The 18391-nt window shown below is 58.3% G+C and carries 18 protein-coding genes; 12 read left to right on the forward strand and 6 right to left on the reverse strand.

Annotated features, from left to right (window positions below; genetic code table 11):
- Complete coding sequence (locus ACR0MI_RS18000; protein ID WP_170817097.1) at positions 1-771, forward strand: enoyl-CoA hydratase-related protein; 771 nt, start codon at positions 1-3, stop codon at positions 769-771.
- 85 nt (positions 772-856) lie between these two features.
- The gene (locus ACR0MI_RS18005) at positions 857-1609 is read left to right on the forward strand and encodes an aspartate/glutamate racemase family protein (protein ID WP_170611847.1); all 753 of its coding nucleotides are present in this window, start codon (positions 857-859) and stop codon (positions 1607-1609) included.
- Between the two features lie 52 nt (positions 1610-1661).
- Here the strand turns inward: ACR0MI_RS18005 and ACR0MI_RS18010 are convergent, their stop codons facing one another.
- Positions 1662-2408: a GntR family transcriptional regulator gene (locus tag ACR0MI_RS18010; RefSeq protein WP_480441508.1), complete on the reverse strand. Its 747-nt coding sequence runs from the start codon at positions 2406-2408 to the stop codon at positions 1662-1664.
- A gap of 96 nt (positions 2409-2504) precedes the next feature.
- Between ACR0MI_RS18010 and ACR0MI_RS18015 the strand changes: the two genes are divergently transcribed.
- The 7 genes from ACR0MI_RS18015 (at position 2505) to ACR0MI_RS18045 (ending at position 10159) form a co-directional block, all read left to right on the forward strand.
- The gene (locus tag ACR0MI_RS18015; protein ID WP_170611682.1) at positions 2505-3755 is read left to right on the forward strand and encodes an NAD(P)/FAD-dependent oxidoreductase; all 1251 of its coding nucleotides are present in this window, start codon (positions 2505-2507) and stop codon (positions 3753-3755) included.
- Between the two features lie 62 nt (positions 3756-3817).
- A complete protein-coding gene (locus ACR0MI_RS18020) occupies positions 3818-4798 on the forward strand; it encodes a TRAP transporter substrate-binding protein (RefSeq protein WP_170611680.1) in 981 nt (326 codons plus the stop codon).
- Positions 4799-4860: 62 nt separating this feature from the next.
- Positions 4861-5388, forward strand: coding sequence for a TRAP transporter small permease (locus tag ACR0MI_RS18025; protein ID WP_480441505.1), 528 nt, complete (start codon positions 4861-4863; stop codon positions 5386-5388).
- A gap of 5 nt (positions 5389-5393) precedes the next feature.
- A complete protein-coding gene (locus ACR0MI_RS18030; protein ID WP_170611677.1) occupies positions 5394-6707 on the forward strand; it encodes a TRAP transporter large permease subunit in 1314 nt (437 codons plus the stop codon).
- Between the two features lie 58 nt (positions 6708-6765).
- On the forward strand, positions 6766-7200 hold the full coding sequence (locus ACR0MI_RS18035; RefSeq protein ID WP_170611675.1) for a universal stress protein: 435 nt from the start codon (positions 6766-6768) through the stop codon (positions 7198-7200).
- Positions 7201-7231: 31 nt separating this feature from the next.
- The gene (locus tag ACR0MI_RS18040; protein ID WP_170611673.1) at positions 7232-8356 is read left to right on the forward strand and encodes an enolase C-terminal domain-like protein; all 1125 of its coding nucleotides are present in this window, start codon (positions 7232-7234) and stop codon (positions 8354-8356) included.
- 69 nt (positions 8357-8425) lie between these two features.
- Complete coding sequence (locus ACR0MI_RS18045; protein WP_170611671.1) at positions 8426-10159, forward strand: thiamine pyrophosphate-binding protein; 1734 nt, start codon at positions 8426-8428, stop codon at positions 10157-10159.
- A gap of 122 nt (positions 10160-10281) precedes the next feature.
- On the opposite strand, the gene ACR0MI_RS18050 is transcribed toward ACR0MI_RS18045, so the two are convergent.
- From ACR0MI_RS18050 to ACR0MI_RS18065, 4 genes are all read right to left on the reverse strand, one after another.
- Complete coding sequence (locus ACR0MI_RS18050; protein ID WP_170817099.1) at positions 10282-10854, reverse strand: aminomethyltransferase family protein; 573 nt, start codon at positions 10852-10854, stop codon at positions 10282-10284.
- Positions 10847-13807 carry a sarcosine oxidase subunit alpha family protein gene (locus ACR0MI_RS18055; RefSeq protein ID WP_170611667.1) on the reverse strand — a complete coding sequence of 987 codons (2961 nt, stop codon included), beginning with the start codon at positions 13805-13807 and terminating at the stop codon, positions 10847-10849. The genes ACR0MI_RS18050 and ACR0MI_RS18055 overlap by 8 nt, the downstream gene beginning before the upstream one ends.
- Entirely contained in the window at positions 13804-14091 is a 288-nt protein-coding gene (locus tag ACR0MI_RS18060) for a sarcosine oxidase subunit delta (RefSeq protein ID WP_170611665.1), read from the reverse strand. Before ACR0MI_RS18060 ends, ACR0MI_RS18055 begins: the two co-directional genes overlap by 4 nt.
- 72 nt (positions 14092-14163) lie before the next feature.
- Positions 14164-15414, reverse strand: coding sequence for a sarcosine oxidase subunit beta family protein (locus tag ACR0MI_RS18065; protein WP_170611663.1), 1251 nt, complete (start codon positions 15412-15414; stop codon positions 14164-14166).
- A 369-nt stretch (positions 15415-15783) separates the two neighbouring features.
- Here ACR0MI_RS18065 and ACR0MI_RS18070 point away from each other — a divergent pair, with 369 nt between their 5' ends.
- A complete protein-coding gene (locus ACR0MI_RS18070; RefSeq protein WP_170611662.1) occupies positions 15784-16395 on the forward strand; it encodes a hypothetical protein in 612 nt (203 codons plus the stop codon).
- The gene (locus tag ACR0MI_RS18075) at positions 16389-17321 is read left to right on the forward strand and encodes a M48 family metalloprotease (protein WP_170817100.1); all 933 of its coding nucleotides are present in this window, start codon (positions 16389-16391) and stop codon (positions 17319-17321) included. Before ACR0MI_RS18070 ends, ACR0MI_RS18075 begins: the two co-directional genes overlap by 7 nt.
- Here ACR0MI_RS18075 and ACR0MI_RS18080 read toward each other — a convergent pair.
- Complete coding sequence (locus tag ACR0MI_RS18080) at positions 17300-17494, reverse strand: hypothetical protein (RefSeq protein WP_480441500.1); 195 nt, start codon at positions 17492-17494, stop codon at positions 17300-17302. The genes ACR0MI_RS18075 and ACR0MI_RS18080 overlap by 22 nt on opposite strands.
- On the opposite strand from ACR0MI_RS18080, the gene ACR0MI_RS18085 reads away from it, so the two are divergent.
- Positions 17478-18368, forward strand: coding sequence for a LysR substrate-binding domain-containing protein (locus tag ACR0MI_RS18085; protein WP_170611658.1), 891 nt, complete (start codon positions 17478-17480; stop codon positions 18366-18368). The two genes, ACR0MI_RS18080 and ACR0MI_RS18085, sit on opposite strands and share 17 nt — an antisense overlap.
- Positions 18369-18391 lie beyond the last annotated feature (23 nt).

The following is an 18391-nucleotide window of genomic DNA, read 5'->3' on the forward strand; positions in this document are numbered from 1 at the left end:
ATGTATGGGACAATTCAGACGGAAACTCACGGGCGTGTCGCCACAATCCGCTTCAACCGGCCGGATCGGCTGAACGCCCTGAATTCGCAGGTCATGCATGAGGTGCTGGACGCGGCAACCAACTTTGAGGCCGATCCGGCAATCGGCTGCCTGATCCTGACCGGAAACGAGCGCGCCTTTGCGGCCGGGGCTGACATCAGCGAGTTGGCGGTTCAGACCTATGCCAGTATGCGGGCCAGTGACTTCTTTGGCGGCTGGGACCGGTTCGCCGCACTGAAACTGCCAAAGATTGCAGCTGTTGGCGGCTACGCGTTGGGCGGCGGGTGCGAGATTGCCCTGATGTGCGACGTCATCCTGGCGTCGGACACCGCAAAGTTTGGCCAGCCTGAAATCAAGATCGGCTGTATTCCCGGTATCGGCGGCACGCAGCGCCTTACCCGGCTGGTTGGACGTGCCCGGGCGATGGACATGATCCTGACCGGTCGCCTGGTGGATGCGCAGGAGGCGCTTCAGATGGGTCTGATCAGCCGCGTAGTACCGTCCGAAGAACTTGAACAAACCGCACAGGATGTAGGACGAACCATTTGGGGCTATGCACCTGACATCGCAGAAATGGCTCGTGCCTGTGTAAACATGGCCGAACATAGCACGCTGGACTCCGGTCTTCGCTATGAGCGGCAGATGTACCACGCCCTTTATGGATTGCCGGCGCAACAGGAAGGCATGAATGCGTTTCTGGAAAAGAGAGAACCCCGGTTCCATTCCGCCTGAATTCCATCGAACGGGAAAGATCGGAATTGACTTTCCCAAAATTGTATACAGCTATGCGTACAATTGCATCCAGTGGGGCCACGCCATGCAGACCTGTTACGGTGGAAAAACGGTATACGGAGCCAACCTTGGCATTCTTATGCTTGAAACGCAGTTTCCGCGCATTCCCGGCGACATCGGAAATGCGCTGACCTGGCCTTTCCCGGTACAGTACCGCGTCGTGCGCAGCGCCACGCCCGAGTTGGTGGTGCGCAATGATGCACGGGAACTGGTTGACCTTTTCATCGAAGCCGCAAAAGACCTGGTTGCCTCAGGATGCGACGGTATCACGACAAATTGCGGTTTTCTTTCGATTGTTCAGGACAGGCTGGCCGAGGCGGTACGGGTTCCTGTTGCCACATCCTCTCTGATGCAGGCCCCCATGATTCAGGCAACGCTTCCCCCCGAAAAACGCGTGGGCATTCTGACGATCTCGAAAGAAACGCTGACGCCGGCCCATCTGGCTGCCGCGAATGTACCGGCTGATACTCCGGTCGTGGGCACCGAGGGTGGTCGGGCGTTTACCCGTGATATACTGGGAGATGCCCCCGAAATCGATTTTGCGGCATGCCGGCTGGATATGCTTGATGCGGCGCGGCAACTGGTGACAGAACATCCGGATGTCGGCGCAATTTTGCTGGAATGCACCAATATGACGCCTTACGCGGCGGACGTCCGCAAACTGACCGGGCTGCCAGTGTTCTCGATCTACACCTTCCTGAAATGGTTTCATGAATCGCTTGTACCGGATCGGTTTTCCCCGGAACTGGATGATCCACTGCTGGGGTTGGCGAGGTAGACATCGCGCATCCTGACCCAGCTGCGTGACACAGTTGGGCAGGACTGTGGGTCTACAAGTTCCCCGGAACGTAGAGTTGGGAAAACGCCACGCGCACCAATTCGACCGTCTGTTCACTGCGGCGTTCAATGTGACGCCGTAAAGCTGCGATCGCGGCGTCTTTGTCCCGTGCCTTTACCGCATTCAGGATGATGCGATGCTGTGACAAGGAAGAGTGATCATAGTCAGGCGTATCCCGGCGATCACGCAGCAGCCGCAAGTTTATCATCCTTACATACCGGATGCGTTCGTTCACGTTGCACAGCAGCCGGACCAGTTCACTATTGCCCGACAGTGTCGCGAGCTTGACATGAAACTCTTCGTCCATGCGCAAAAGAACATTCAGATCGCTGCAAACAGAATAGGATTTCTCGGCCTCGTCCAGATAGGCGACAACCTCGGCGATTGCGTTGTCATCCGCTCCTTCAATGGTACGGATCAGCGCCTCGGTCTCAAGCGCGCATCGTAGCTGGTAAAGTTCCAGAATCTTGTCGGGGCTGAGTGGGCGGCAAAAAAACCCTTTGCCAAGTTCGAAAGTCAGGAACCCTTCGGCGGCAAGCCGGTTCAATGCCTCGCGCAGCGGGGTGCGGCTGACATCAAGGGTTTTTGTCAACGCGGTCTCGTTCAGGCGCTCACCGGGCATGAACTCGAAACTGATCGCCTTCTTGCGTAACGCCTCGTAGGCGCGTTCTACGCTTCCTTCGGATTTGGACATCTCATACCCAACAGTTCGGATTTTGCCCGTTCTATCAAAGCGCACGGGAAAAGAAACATTTGTCTTCACAGATTGCGACAGTACTGTATACAGGCTGGAATACGATGCAAGGGGCGATGATTCTCGCCGCAATGGGATGATATGACGTCTGAGGCTCAACAAGTCGTCGTAATTGGCGCCGGGATCGTCGGTGTCTCGACCGCTATCTGGTTGCGTCGCAAGGGCGCCGACGTCACCATTGTGGACCGCAACGCGCCAGGGGATGACAGGGCGACGTCATATGGCAATGCCGGGGTGCTGGCGGCATGCTCAGTCGCCCCTGTCACGGCGCCGGGACTGGTTCTCAAAGGTCCCCGAATGGCCTTGGACCCGAACTTCCCGCTGTTTCTGCGCTGGTCCTATTTGCCACGGCTTGTGCCATGGCTGACAAAATACCTGTCACATGCCAACGACAAGGACACCCGTAGAATTGCTGCCGGGCTGGCTCCGCTGACCTCGGACTCGGTCGAGCAGCACATTGCCCTGACTAAGGGAACAGATGCCGCGCAATGGGTCCAAACCTCGGACTACAGTTTCGCCTATCCCGACCGCGCCGCCTTCGAAGCGGACAGCTATACGTGGATGCTGCGTCAAACCGCAGGCTTTGAACCCGAGGTTTTGGAAGGGGACGCCGTTCGCGAGTTCGAACCGAACCTGACGGAAAATCTGAAACTTCTGGCCGTGATGCACGATCACGGATTTTCACGCAGCCCCGGATCATACGTGGCCGCGCTGGCAACCGAAGCCGAAAAACTGGGGGCTTCGATCCGTCAGGCCGAGGTTACAGATTTCGAGTTCACTGACGGTAAGGCAACGGCCGTTATCACCGACAGCGGCACACTGCCCTGCTCCAATATTGTTCTGGCGACAGGTGTCTGGTCCGGACCGTTGGCGAAAAAGCTTGGACTGTCCGTGCCACTCGAAACCGAGCGTGGTTACCACATTGAATTCGCGGGGGCGGAAAACGGGCCATCAACCCCGTTGATGATCACCACCGGCAAATTTGTCGCCACCCCGATGGCAAATGGGCTACGCTGTGCCGGTGTCGTCGAATTTGGAGGGCTGAAAGCCGGGCCTTCAAAAGCGCCGCTTGATTTGCTCAGGCGCAAGGTCGAGGAAAGCTTTCCGCACCTCAGGTTCGAAAACATGAACAGCTGGCTGGGCCATCGCCCTGCCCCGACCGACAGCCTGCCGTTGATCGGAGAGATTGGCCATAGCGGCGTACTGGCCGGGTTCGGGCATCATCATGTTGGCCTGACCGCCGGGCCCAAAACAGGACGCATTCTGGCCGGGCTGGTGACCGGAGAGCGCAGCAATATAGATCTGACCGTCTACGATCCGCAGCGGTTCTGAAGAAACGACCATAAACGCCCCGGAAAATCAGGGGCCGAAAATAGGCAACAAGGGAGTTTGAAATGCCTAATACAATCACCAAAATTGCTGCTGGTGTCGCGGTAGCCACCGTATCAGCGGTATCGGCCAATGCTGAAACCTGGGATATGCCGATGGCCTATTCGGCCACCAACTTCCACTCGGCCACCGGTGCGATGTTTGCTGAATGCGTGACCACGGGAACGGCGGGTGAATTGACCATTCAAACCCACCCGGGCGGCTCGCTCTATGCGGGCGCGGAAATAAAACGCGCAATCCAGACAGGGCAGGTCAACATCGGTGAGCGTCTGTTGTCCGGTCACCAGAACGAAAACGCGCTGTTCGGCTTTGACTCTGTTCCATTCCTTGCGACCTCGTTCGAGGATTCCGAAAAGCTGTGGGATGTGGCCAAGGGCCCGCTGTCCGAACTGCTGGCGGAACAGAACCTTCATCTGCTCTACTCGGTGCCGTGGCCGGGTCAGGGTCTGTATTTCGACCGCGAGGTCAACAAACTGGCCGATGCCGAAGGTCTGAAGTTCCGCGCCTATAACTCTGCCTCGGCCCGCATGGCCGAGCTTGCCGGGATGCTGCCGGTGCAGATCGAAGCCGCAGAAATCAGCCAGGCATTTGCGACGGGTGTGGCACAGGGCATGGTCTCGTCCGGGTCCACCGGTTACGACCGCAAAGTCTGGGAAAGCCTGTCGCATTACTACGGCGTGGATGCCTGGATGCCGCGCAACTATGTTCTGGTGAACATGGATGCCTGGAACGGCCTGGATGACGCGACCAAGAACGTTGTGAACGGCTGCGCCCTTGCTGCGGAATATGCAGGCGACTGGCGTTCGATCCAGTACACCGAGTTCACCGTGAACGAGCTGGGCAAGAACGGCATGACCACCGGCCCCGCAAGCGATGAACTGGCCGCTGAACTGCGCGCGATCGGCGAGACCATGACCGCCGAATGGCTGGAAGCTGCCGGCGAACAAGGTCAGCAAATCGTCGACGCCTTCAAGGCTGCCCAATAATCCTTGACTGAAACATGTCCCGATGCCGGTTCGGCGTCGGGGCACACAAGAGGAGAATTGCCGTGGCGCTGTTCAGTCTGTTGCGCGTTGTTCTGGATGCTCTTTACCGTTGGGCCGGTTATGTCGCCGCTGTCTTTCTGATCCTGATCCTGTGTTTCGTCTCGATGCAGATGATCTCACGCTGGGTAGGTGAGGTTGTCGTGGGCGGACCAGATTTCACCGGCTATTGCATGGCCGCCGCGTCGTTTCTGGCGCTGCCCTATGCGCTGAACAGCGGCAGCCATATTCGGGTAAACCTGCTTTTGAACGCGCTTGGACGGTTCCGGCGATTTGGGGAAATCTGGTGCTGGGCAGTTGCTAGTTACCTGACATATCTGTTCGCGCGCTACGCCATCAAACTGACCTATGAAAGCTATCGCTTCAACGACATCAGCCAGGGGCAGGACGCGTGGCCCATCTGGATCCCGCAGATGTCGATGGTCATCGGCACGGTCCTGCTGGCGATCTGCGCCTTCGACAACCTGATCAGTACCCTGTTCACGGGTAAGGACAACATTCGATCCGCCGGGGTCGATGTGCACGCGGAGTAAGCCCAGTGGAACAATTCTACCTCGTCTCCATCTTTCTGTTCGCGCTGTTTGTGCTTTTGGGCACAGGCGTCTGGGTCGCCCTCGCGCTGTTTGGCGTGGCTTACCTTGGACTTGAGATGTTCACATCACGCCCGGCTGGCGACGCGATGCTGACCCGTATCTGGACCGGATCCTCAAGCTGGACACTGACGGCGCTGCCGCTGTTCATCTGGATGGGCGAAATCCTGTTCCGAAGTCGATTATCGCAGGACATGTTTCGGGGTCTGAGCCCGTGGATGCAACGTTTACCCGGTGGCCTGGTCCACGTGAATATCGTCGGCTGCACCATATTTGCTGCCGTGTCCGGTTCTTCAGCGGCTACGCTCACCACCGTCGGCAAAATGTCGATCCCGGAACTGCGCAAACGGGAATACCCTGAATATATGATCATCGGGACCCTGACCGGCGCGGCGACGCTGGGCCTGATGATTCCGCCATCTCTGACCCTGATTGTGTACGGGGTCGCCGTCGAGCAATCGATTTCGAAACTGTTCATGGCAGGCATCCTGCCCGGTATCGTGCTGGCCAGCATGTTCATGGCCTATGTCGCTGGCTGGTCCTTTCTGCGCCGTGATGAAGTACCGGAAATCTCCGACCGCATGACCTTTGGGCAGAAACTGAACGAAAGCCGGTTCCTCATCCCGATCATCCTGTTGATCCTGGTTGTCATCGGCTCGATGTATGGCGGCTTTGCCACGGCAACAGAGGCTGCCGCCATTGGGGTTATCGGATCGTTCATTCTGGCGGCCATGCAGGGATCGCTGACCAAGGAGGCCTTCATAGAAAGCCTATTGGGTGCCACCCGAACCTCGGCCATGATCGCCTTTATCCTCATGGGTGCCATCGCCCTTACACTGGCGATGGGCTTTACCGGACTGCCGCGCGCGCTGGCGGAATATATCGAAGGGTTGCAGCTGTCGCGCTTCTCTCTGCTGCTGGCGCTGATGCTGTTCTATATCATTCTCGGCATGTTTCTGGACGGCATCTCGTCGGTCGTCCTGACCATGGCGATTGTGCAGCCAATGGTCGAGGGCGCGGGCATAGATCTTATCTGGTTCGGAATCTTCATCGTGGTGGTTGTGGAAATGGCGCAGATTACACCCCCGATCGGTTTCAACCTTTTTGTTATGCAGGGGATCACCCGGCACGAGATGGGATATATCGCCAAGACCGCCCTGCCGCTGTTCCTGATCATGGTGGTGATGGTCTTCGTGATGATCGCTTTCCCGGAACTGGCCACCTGGCTGCCTGACAATATGCGGAACTCGGCTGGCCGGTAACCGGCCGGCCCCTTCCACACTTGATATTCGCCTGTCACAGCAGGGGGGGACCCACGTCATGACCCGATCCAAAATACTCGCAGCCGTTGATCTTGTGCACAAAGACAGCGACGCCCACGTCGTTCACGAAGCGATTTCGCTGGCCCGATCCCATGACAGCACGGTCGAGGTTATCTTTGTCATACCAGATCAGGAGCTCAGCTATGTTCAGGGTTACATCCCGGCAGAAATGCACCAGCAGGTACTGATCGAGGCAGAGAATGATCTGGCGGCGTATTGCGCCGACTTCAATTGGCACGGCGTCGCGCACAAAACCAGGGTGCTGCGCGGTGTCGTTTACGAGCAATTGATCAACTACGCCGACGAGCAGGCGGCAAGTTTCGTTGTGATCGGTGCCAGCAAACCATCGGTCCGGGATTTACTGATCGGACCAAACGCTGCCCGGGTTTCGCGATACGCCCGTTGCAGCGTGCTGGTCGTGCGACCGAACTGACCACCATCAACTCTCACTTTCGGAGACATACGTGAGCGACCATAAAATCGAAACTCTGCGCGTTCATCGCATTTCGATCCCCACCAAAGCTGTCCATTCGCATGGCAGCGGCGACGTAGCAGGTATTAACGTTGCGATATTGGAGTTGGTAACGGATACCGGCCTTACAGGCTGGGGCGAAGCCTCACCCTGGCCTGTCTTTACCGGAACCGCCGAGGCCAACGCCGCCGCCCTGCACGTGCACCTGCGCCCGCATCTGATCGGTCAGGACCCGGTCCAGGTCGAAAAGCACATGAACATGGCGGAGAAGGTGCTGATCGGCCACCCCGAGGCCAAGGCCGCGCTGGAAATGGCGCTGCTGGACATCACCGGCCAGATCACCGGCCTTTCGGTCTGCGAACTGGTCGGCGGTAAAATGCGTGACAGCATGGGGATGAGCTTTTCGGTCGCCAACCCAGATTTCGACGCTGACCTCGATGACATCGCCGCGATGTGGGAAGACGGCGTGCGCATCTTCAAGTTCAAGACCGGTTTTGCCGACCATCGGTTCGACCTTATGCGCTGTGAAAAACTGCGTGATATCTATGGCGACGAGGCGGACATCCGCATCGACTACAATCAGGGTCTTCCGGCCTATGACGCCGTGCGCTGCATCCGGGATCTCGAGGCGTTTCGCCCGACATTTGTCGAACAGCCCGTCAAGATGCACGAACGTGAAGCCCTGGCCCACATTGCGCATGTAGTCGATACCCCGATCATGGCGGACGAAAGCGTGTTTGACCCCAAAGGCGCGCTTTACGGGGCGCAGATCCGGATCGCGGACATTTTCTCGCTCAAGATCATGAAATCCGGTGGTATTCGGCGAGCGCTGGAGGTGGCGGCAATTGCCCGTGCTGCCGGAATCGAGATCTATGGCGGCTGCATGTTCGAAACGGGACTGGCCCATGCCGCCGGTGCCCATCTGATGGCCGCCGTACCGGACCTGGTCCTGCAATGCGAATTCTACATGGCGACCTACTACGCCGCGGAAGACATTCTGACCGAACCCTTCCCTGTCAAAAACGGGCGGGTACACGTTCCGACCGGGCCGGGCCTGGGCGTTCAGGTCAATCCTGACATGCTGACAAAATACGCAGTCGCAGAACCTTTGACGTAATCTCAAAAACTTCGGATCGGCTGCATACAGCACTGTGTGCGGTAGCTGATCGGGAAAGGGAACCTACCCATGGAACACCAAGACACAAAGCGCATGAACGGCGCCCATATCATCCTGAAGATGCTCGAATTGCACGGCGTCCGCCATGTTTTCGGCCTGCCGGGGGAAACAACCATCGGCTGGTACAAGGAATGGCGTGAACACAGCAATATAGAGTTCGTCCTGACCCGCGATGAACGAACCGCATCCTACGCCGCCGAGGCCTATGCGAAGATCACTGGGCGCCCATGCGTTCTCGAAGCGCCCAGCCCCGGCGTCACCCATTGTTCGCCCGGCATCACCGAAGCATTCCTCAGCTCGGTTCCGGTGATCTTTTTCAGTTCGGACATTCCGATCAATCAGGACAAAAAACACGGCCTGACCGGGATCGATCAGACCAAACTCTACGACAGTATCTGCAAGGAAAGCTTTGTGCTGACGAACGCAAGGGAAATCCCGTTCCTGCTGCGCCGGGCCTTTCGTGTCGCAACCTCCGGCCGCCCGGCACCGGTGCATATCCGAGTGCCGATCAACATCTTCGGAGAAGAGGTGGAGATTGACGATCTCTATGCCGAGGCGGAATACAGCCAATACCCGGCGCACCGCCCAGTTGCCGACCACAGCAAAATCCGTGCTGCAATCGAGATTCTTCTGGCTGCCAAAAAACCGGCCATTGTCTGCGGTCAGGGCGGGCTGATCTCAAAGGCCTCCGACGCAATCTTGGAACTGGCGGAACTTCTGCAAATTCCCGTCGGCACGACAACGCCCGGCAAAGGCACTATTCCAGAAGATCACCCACTGGCGCTGCGCGTCATCGGGGGGCGCGGCGGAATGGAATATTCCAACCAGTACGTGTTCGAAGCTGACACGATCTTCTTTGTCGGGTCAAACACCGACAGCGCTGCGACCGACCACTGGAAGCTGTACGGGGACCCAAAATCCAAGACCTTTCTGCATCTGGATATTGCCGAGGCGCATGTCGGCAACAACTTTCCCGTCAAAGTGGGCATGGTCGGCGACGCGCGGGCCAGCATTGAATACATGGTCGAGATCATCAGGGCCGAGCATCCGAACCTGAAGCGCGAAAGGATCGATCTGAACCCGATGAAGAAAACCGCGCTCGACAATGTGTTCAACTCGAACATCCCGATGCCCGAAGGGACGATCTCACCGGTCAAGCTCAGCCAAGCGCTGAACAGAATAATGCCGGACGACGCCGTGATCACGTCGGAGCCGGGCGTCAGCGCGATCTACCCGTCTGCCCTTCTGACGTTCAAAAAGCCGGGCCGGCGTTACATCACCAACTACTCCATGGGGGCGCTGGGATATTCGGTGCCTGCCTGTCTGGGAGCGTCCTATGCCAATGACGGCCCGGTGATTTCCTTTACCGGTGACGGGTCGTTCGGATTTGTCATTGGCGACATGGAGTCGATCAAGCGTTCCGGCAAAAACGTCACGATCATCCTGACCCGCAACGATACATTCGGCTGGATCCGGGGCGAAGCTATCCTTCTGGACGAAATAGATGAACCTTGGTCCACCGACTTCGGCCGTGTGGATTATTGCAAGGTTGCCGAGGGGTTTGGTTTCCGCACTGCGAAAATCACAAGTGAGTCAGAAATAGAGGCTGTTCTGTCTGAGGCGATCGCCAACCCCGGAGCGAACTTCATCGAAATCATGGTTCCGTCGCAGGACAAGATCGTCCCGTTTGTACCGAACTGGGTGCGCGCCGCGCGGGCCAAAAACCTGCCGCACTTCTACTGACTCAAGCCGCGGCCCCATTGGCCGGGGGCCGCGCTAAAACCTGTCTTATTTCACCAAGGACACTAAGAAAGGTATTAGGTTGGCGCGTGCTGACATGCGCCAACACGGACAACGAAATCGCCTCAGCCCCGGCACACGGCCTCAGCTATTTCAGTAATGGCATGGTGAAGTGACTTGGCCGAGGACCGAGGGCCAAGGGCGGAGAAGGACGTTCCGGTCTCGTGGCACCACAGGTAGCAACCGATGTGGTGGATCGAGCATCGGGTTGCGGCACCGGATTGCATGGTTCGGATATCAACATTGCAAAGCCGTTCGAACAGATCGCAGGCGGTCGGGCCAGTAATGTCAAACCGGCACCAGCCGTCGGTTTGTTCGACAACCGAAGCAGTGTCTCCGACAGCGGCCTTGACCTCAACTGCCAGCATCTCGTGGCTTGCGTGATCGGCATCGATCATCCAACTGTCGGGACCAATCCAGAATGCCGAAAAGGCCGATGTCGCCACCGATTGGCCCAGCGTAGGCAGAGCCGCACCGATCAACTCATTTGCCTTGGTGACACACGCTGCCTCATGCCCTTGACGTGCGGTCAGTGACGCCAGCGCCCGCGAGGTGTTTTCCGTGATCGTCAAGCCGGGAAAGCCGTCTGATCGGGGCTCGGCACCTCCAAGCGGTGTGAGCGGTTTCAGTTTATGCACGCTGACGTCCTCCATCGGGATCGACAAAATGGGCGCTGACCACCTCGACCTTCACTTCGCTGCCCTCCAGGGGGTTGACCAGACGCAGAACCTCGCCCATCCGATCTGCACCGTTTTTCAGGAACCCGATGCCGATCGAACTGTCCAGGACCGGTGAATAGGCGGCCGAAGTGACATAGCCCTGGTCGTGGGACGCGTCGACCGGTCCATCACTGGTCATCAAATGGCCCCCTGCGACCACGGGGTCGCCGGCATCCACCGGTTTGAAGCCCACCAGACGCAGAGCGTCTTCCTCGTTCAGCCCAGCGCGCTCGCTCAGGGTGTTGCCGATGCAGTCCTTCTTTTTACTGACCATCCGGCCCATGCCAAGGTTCAGCGCCGTGGTGGTGCCGTTCAGCTCATTGCCGGTGGCATGCCCCTTTTCGATCCGCATGACGCCCAAGGCTTCTGTGCCATAGGGAACCACACCGAATTCCTCTCCCGCCTCCATCAGCGCACGGATCATCGCATCGCCATAGCGTGTGGGCACGGCGATTTCATAGGCCAGCTCACCGCTGAAAGAGATACGGAACAAACGCGCCCGGCAACCGCCGCAAACGGTGATCACGGCACAGGCCATGAACGGGAACGCTTCGTTCGATAGATCGAAACCCGGATCGACAATCTTTTCCAGCAACTTGCGGGAATTCGGCCCGGCCACGGCATACTGGGCCCAGGCCTCGGTGGTCGAGATCAACTGCACGTCCAGATCGGGCCACAGACATTGCCGCGCAAACTCCATCTGGCGGTAAACCAGAACAGCGTTGGCGGTGGTTGTCGTGACCACAAAGTGGTCGTCGGCCAGTCGCGCAGCGGTGCCGTCGTCATAGGCGATGCCGTCTTCACGCAGCATCAGGCCATAGCGCACCTTGCCAACCGGCAGTTTCGCGAACCCGTTGGCATAGATTCTGTTCAGGAACTCAGCCGCGTCCGTTCCCTGCACGTCGATCTTGCCCAGGGTGGTAACATCGCAGACACCAACCGATTTGCGGGTCTGCAGAACCTCGCGATCCACCGATTGCCGCCAGTGCGTCTCACCCTTTTGCGGGAACCATTGTGCCCGAAGCCAATCGCCGACTTCGGTGAACACCGCGCCCTGTTCCGTTGCCCATTTGTGGCTGGGCGTCTCTCGGGTCGGATGGAAATGTTTGCCGACCGACCGGCCAGCCAGAGCACCCATCGCAACCGGCGTATAGGGCGGGCGGAAAATGGTGATGCCGGTCTCCGGGATCGACTTGCCTGTCATCTCGGCCATTACCGCCAGGCCACCCATATTCGACGTCTTGCCCTGATCGGTAGCCATACCCAACGTGGTATAGCGTTTCAGATGTTCGACCGAGACATAGTTCTCCTGATGCGCCAGCTTGACGTCCTTGACGGTCACGTCGTTCTGCTGGTCGATCCAGGCGCGACCCTTGCCCTCCTTCACATACCAGAAGGGTTGCAGGTTCACCGGTGCGTCCTCGGCCTGCGGTACATCCCCGACCTGCGCCGCAATCCCGAGGCCCGACAGTGCTGCCGCCGCCCCTTCTGCGCCGGATTTCAGCGCGCCGTGGGTCGACATCAAGCCAGCCGCGGCCCCCGCGACCAACATTCCGACCGGTAACACGTCACCCGGAACAAACGCTGCAAGACCCTCGTTCCATTGCGGGCGCCCGCGCTGATGGCAGGTCAGGTGCACATTGGGGTTCCAACCGCCTGAGACAGCCAGACCACCGCATATGATATCGCGGGTGAACCCCTTCGCCGTACGGACCGTCACCGACCCCAGACCCAGTCTGCCCTTGCTGTTGATTACCTGCGCACCGGCGAACAGTTCCGTCCCTTCGATGGCGGGTGCGTCGGCCCGCGTGTCGATCACGGCGGTGACATGTACACCTTTGGATATCAGGTCGGCAGCCGTGCGATGACCGTCATCGTTGTTGGTAAACACCGCCATGTGTTCGTGCGGTGTCACTGCCCAGCGATTGGCATAGGCCCGGGTTGCCCCGGCCAGCATCACGCCGGGGCGATCATTGTTGGCAAATGCGATGGGCCGCTCGGTTGCGCCGGCACATAACAGCGCCTGTTTCGAATAAATCCGCCACATGATCTGCCGGGGCTGCCCGACACCGGGCGTCAGTACGTGATCGGCCACTCGCTCGACAGCACCATAGGTGCCATGATCGAAAGCCCCGATCACGGTGGTGCGCGACAGCAGGCGTACATTGTCCATCGCCGACAGCTCTGCCACGGCCTGCGCTGCCCAGTCCGATCCGGCCATTCCGCCGACCTCGTAACTTTCGGCGTTAAGGCGCCCGCCTAGGACAAAATCCTCGTCCGCCAGAATGACCCGTGCACCCGCACGACCCGCTGTCAGCGCGGCCATCAGGCCCGCCGGACCGGCCCCGATCACCAGCAGATCGCAATGCAGAAAGCCCTTGTCGTATACATCAGGGTCGTCCTGTCCGGACACGCTGCCCAAACCGGCCGCGCGCCGGATCGCCGGTTCATAGAGCTTTTCCCAGAACGCCTTCGGCCACATGAATGTCTTGTAATAAAAGCCTGCGGTCAGGAAGTTGCTGAACATGTCATTGACCGACAACACATCCCGCTTCAGCGACGGCCAGCGGTTTTGCGATTTTGCCTCGAGCCCGTCAAAAAGCTCGGCCACGGTGGCGCGGGTGTTGGGCTCCTGCCGCGCGCCCGAGCGGAGTTCGACCAGCGCGTTGGGCTCTTCGGATCCGGACGTCAGCGGCCCGCGTGGACGGTGATACTTGAACGACCGACCCATCAGCCGCACGCCATTGGCCAGCAGAGCCGAGGCCAGTGTGTCGCCAGGGTGACCCTGATATCTTTTACCGTCAAAGCTGAAGCTCAGGGGTTGGGTCTGATCGACAAGACCGCCATTCAACCGGTTGGTCTGTACACTCATTTGCTGCGCCCCCTTGCCCGGGCCACATCACGGGCCAGTTCGACGGATGTGATCTCATGCGTCAAGGTGTTGCGCGTCACCACCAACCAGGACCGGTCGCCTTGCTCGTGATACCACAACTCACGATGCTCTCCGGCCGGGTTGTCGCGCAGATAGAGATAGTCGTGAAAGGCGTCAGCAGCATTTTCGGCCTGCCAGTCGGGGCGGTCGATCAGGGCAGCGTCGCCGAGATAGACAAACTCCTGCGCATCGCGGGGCCCAAGAAGCGGATGGTTGATAATCAAGGCATTGGCTCCTGTCGCATTTTCGAACCGCGGAACCGGTTACCGGTTTTGCAGAAAATGCTCATGTCTTCTTCAGTGCAGGTTGGGCTGCGCGCCCACCCCCTTCTCATCGATCATGTGGCCGGTGCGGAACCGATCCAGGCGATAGGCGGTCGCGACATCATGCGGCCGGTCTGTGGACAGCAGATGCGCAAAGCACCAGCCCGAGGCCGGGGTCGCCTTGAACCCGCCGTAACACCAGCCGCCGTTGAAATAGAGTCCGTCGATATGTGTCCGGTCGATGAACGGAGACCCATCCATCGACATGTCCATAACGCCGCCCCAGGCGCGCAGCAGACGCACCCGGCCAAGCGCCGGGATCAGAGCCACGCCGCTTTCCACAACATCCTCGATCACCGGCAGGTTCCCCCGCTGGGCATAGGTGTTGTACATGTCGATATCGCCACCAAAGACCAGTCCGCCTTTGTCGGACTGGCTGCAATAGAAGTGGCCCGCGCCAAAGGTGATTACACCGTCAATCACCGGCTTCAAACCTTCGGACACAAACGCCTGCAACACATGGCTTTCGATTGGCAGACGCATGCCCGCCTTTTCCATCACCCGGCCTGAAGACCCAGCCACAGCCACGCCAACTTTCTTGGCCCCGATGAACCCACGCGAGGTCTCGACCCCCAGAACCTTGCCGTTCTCGATGCGAAAGCCAGTGACCTCGCAGTTCTGGATGATGTCCACGCCACGCTGATCCGCGCCACGCGCATAGCCCCAGGCCACCGCGTCGTGGCGCACCGTTCCCCCGCGCCGGTGCAGAAGCCCGCCCTTGATCGGAAAGCGGCCGTTGTCGAAGTTCAGAAATGGATACATCGCCCTGACACCCGCTGTATCCAGCAGTTCAGCGTCCGAGCCGTTCAGGATCATCGCATTGCCCCGGCGCCGTGCCGCATCGCGCTGCGCATCCGTATGCACAAGATTAAGAATGCCGCGCTGGCTGACCATGGCGTTGAAATTGAAATCCTGCTCCAGCCCTTCCCAAAGCTTCAGGGAAAACTCGTAGAACGGCTCGTTCCCGTCCAGCAGGTAGTTCGAACGAATGATCGTCGTGTTCCGCCCGACATTTCCACCGCCGATCCAGCCCTTTTCCAGAACCGCAATCCGCGCCTCGCCGAACTCTTTAGCCAGATAGTATGCTGTGGCCAGACCGTGGCCGCCGCCGCCTACGACAACAATATCGTATTGGCCCTGAGGTTCAGGGTCGCGCCACGCCGGTTCCCAGCCCTTGTGCCCGGTCAGAGCCTCTTTGATGACCCGAAAGCCGGAATATCGCATGCTTTGCCTCGTTCTCGTTTGGAACGCCGTCTGGCGTTCCGCTTGGCCATACTCATCGAATCTAAGACCAACACATGTCATTCCGCGACATTGTTTTTCGTTTTCGGGTCAAAATTCAGAGAAGTCGGTTAGGAGACTTGACCTCCCGAGTATTCTAAATCGAGTGCTCGAACACAAGAAGCGGGCAATCGCACATGCGTCGTCAAGATGCTTGGTTCCATTCCGATCTGCAGATCTTAGCGCCAGAAACTGCGTTCGCTGATGTTCGACCTGTGTTTCGGCGCGGTTCGCAGCAGCCGGGGAACATGAGCGTTTTTGAGAAGGGCGGGAGCTGTGGTATGATTTCACAATAAGACAAAGGATTTAGACATGTTTGAAGGTTTAAACCCCATAATTGCCTTCCGAATGTCCGAACGATTGCTGCTGACCGCAATAGTCATTGTCGTCGCTCTGGTTGTTCTTGTCGGATTCTGGAAAACCGTTCAAAAAATTACGGTGACTGACAGTGGCCCGCTGGGTGTTGCCGGGTCAATGGCCCTGTCCACACCGGTTTTCGCGCTGTTGGCGGTGATACTGTACGCGTGGGTCAGTCTTTCGCATCCCATTTCCTATTCCGACGCGGCACCGCAGAGCGCTGCGGAAGAACAAGTTGCCGAAGCATCAGGCAGCGCCCCCAGCAGTTTCACAGGATCTCTGAGCCAGCAGTCCCATCAAGTCGCGGCGTCCGAGATCGACGCCTATGCGCGCCAGCAGGCCCGCCATCAGATCTGGACCCTGAACTGCCTTGCGGATTCGACAACCGTTCGCCCTTCGGCACAGAGCGACCTGATCAGCATCAAGCTGGCTTTGATGAAACAGGTCTGGCAGGACGATTGGGGCAATCCGGTGCAATTCGAACGCTGGGCGCAAAATCCATCAGAAGGCGTTCGCCCTTCCGATGCGGCGCTTGAGGTATTTGAAGGCAGGCACACGGGATGTTGAGGCTGGTTATTCTCATCTACGTCCTGATGACCGGCAGTCTTGCGGCCGAAGTCGTCTACAGTCCTGCCGATCTTCAGCGCGTTCGCGACCGCGCAATTCCCACGATTCAATCCGTCATGTGGCAGGACATCGTGCCACGCCTGCCTGATCAGTTTCGAGACACCGCCAGTGACGTGCAGCTGTTTTTCCCGGAACGCGGACCGGGGCCCATGTCATTCTATGCGTCACCCGCAAATGGCGAAATCTACATGCCATTGACCTCGTTACGGTTTTTCGATGATATCGCGACGCTTCACGCCTGGTTTGAATCCCAGGACTGCCCGACGGAATACATTCAGACCTACCTCGCAGGACTTCTACGGGCGGGCGAGGATCTGCCGGCCCCGCTTGTCGCTTTTGGTCTGGATCGTGACCGGCTCTTTGCCGACAACTACACCTATGACCTGAGCGGCAAAATTTATTCTTCGGCAATTCAGTTCATTCTGGTTCATGAACTGGGGCATGTTCTGCTGGATCATCAGGCCGGTGTTGAAGGCGCAGAAAGCCGTCAACAGGAAGCCGAAGCCGACAGTTTCGCACTGGATCATTTCGCACGGTTGGGTGGAAACCCCATGGGAATATTCTGGTACTATCAGGCCGCATGGTGGCACGACCCGGCCAGTGACCGTGGAAGGCGCGAAAACACCCATCCGATTTCAGCGGAACGCATCCGGTCGATGGCGAACCGGTTGATCGAGAACCCGGGCGATTTCGCCCATGGCGAGGCCAACCCCGAGCGTGAAGCGGGCTTTGTAAGGCAGCTTGGCGTCATGACGACCGCATTTGCCGATCTGATTGACGATGACATTTTTCTGACCTGGATGGCTCCGGCGATGTTCAACGACTATCCGCTGTCCAATCTGCGTCAGGCCTGCCCCCACCAATAGGTGCGGATCAAAACCTTGCCAGACCGCACAAATCCCGTTTGCGTTACTCGTGTTTCGCGGGCGATGTTCGATTGCGGAACCAGCGTCATCGCCACGTCGATAATATCGTTTTGAATATCCTTGCGAAAACAGATCTGATGGTGGCACACGTAGGATATGAAAATAACGTTCAAACAAATCGATGCGTTCCGGACAGTGATTTCAACCGGAACTGTGACCGAAGCCGCCGAGGTGCTCGGAATTTCGCAGCCTGCGGTCAGTCGGCTTGTCTCGGATCTGGAATCCGAAGTTGGATTTAGCCTTTTTCAGCGCTCTGGCAGGGCGCTTGTTCCGACGGAAGAGGCGCGGCTACTGGTGAACGAAGTCCGTCAGGCCGTCAGCGGCATGGAACATATCAAGCAATCTGCGACGGCGATCCGTCATTTCGGCCACGCACGCCTCAGCCTGGTTACCACCCCGTCATTTGCGTCACAACTGGCTCCCGATCTTATCAAGGAATTTTCGGAAACCTGCCCCGAAGCGATGGCACGCATGGAATTCGAAGCCAATGACGACACTGTCGAGTGGCTGGTGTCGCAGAACTATGATTTCGGCATCAAGACAAGCCCGCCGTCAAACCCGTCCTTTGAAAGCCTGAAGCTGTATGACGACGATGTTTATTGCGTGCTGCCCAAAGGTCATCCGCTTGCGACCAAGGAAGCCATCAAAGCCCGCGATCTGCAGGACGAAAGCTTTATCTCATACATGGGCCTGTCCCGCTTTCGCTTTGAAGTGGATCGGTTTTTTGAGGCCAATTCTGTTACGCGACGAATGAAATACGAAGCCCGGACAACGGACGGGATCTGCCGTCTGGTCGCGCGCGGCCTGGGCGTATCCATTGTCGGATCGTCCAGAGATTACCTGAAAACGATGCCCGGGTGCATTGCCCTGCCCTTTGCGGCGCCGCTTAGCTTTCAGGCCATCCTGTTCTGGTCCAAAAACGAGCCTTTGTCGGCGGTTGCAAAGATCTTCCTGGACCTCGCCCGGCAGAAGGCAAACTCAGCCTAGATCATGCTGCAATTGGCGGCGAC

The organism is Ruegeria sp. D4 (genome assembly GCF_056534475.1).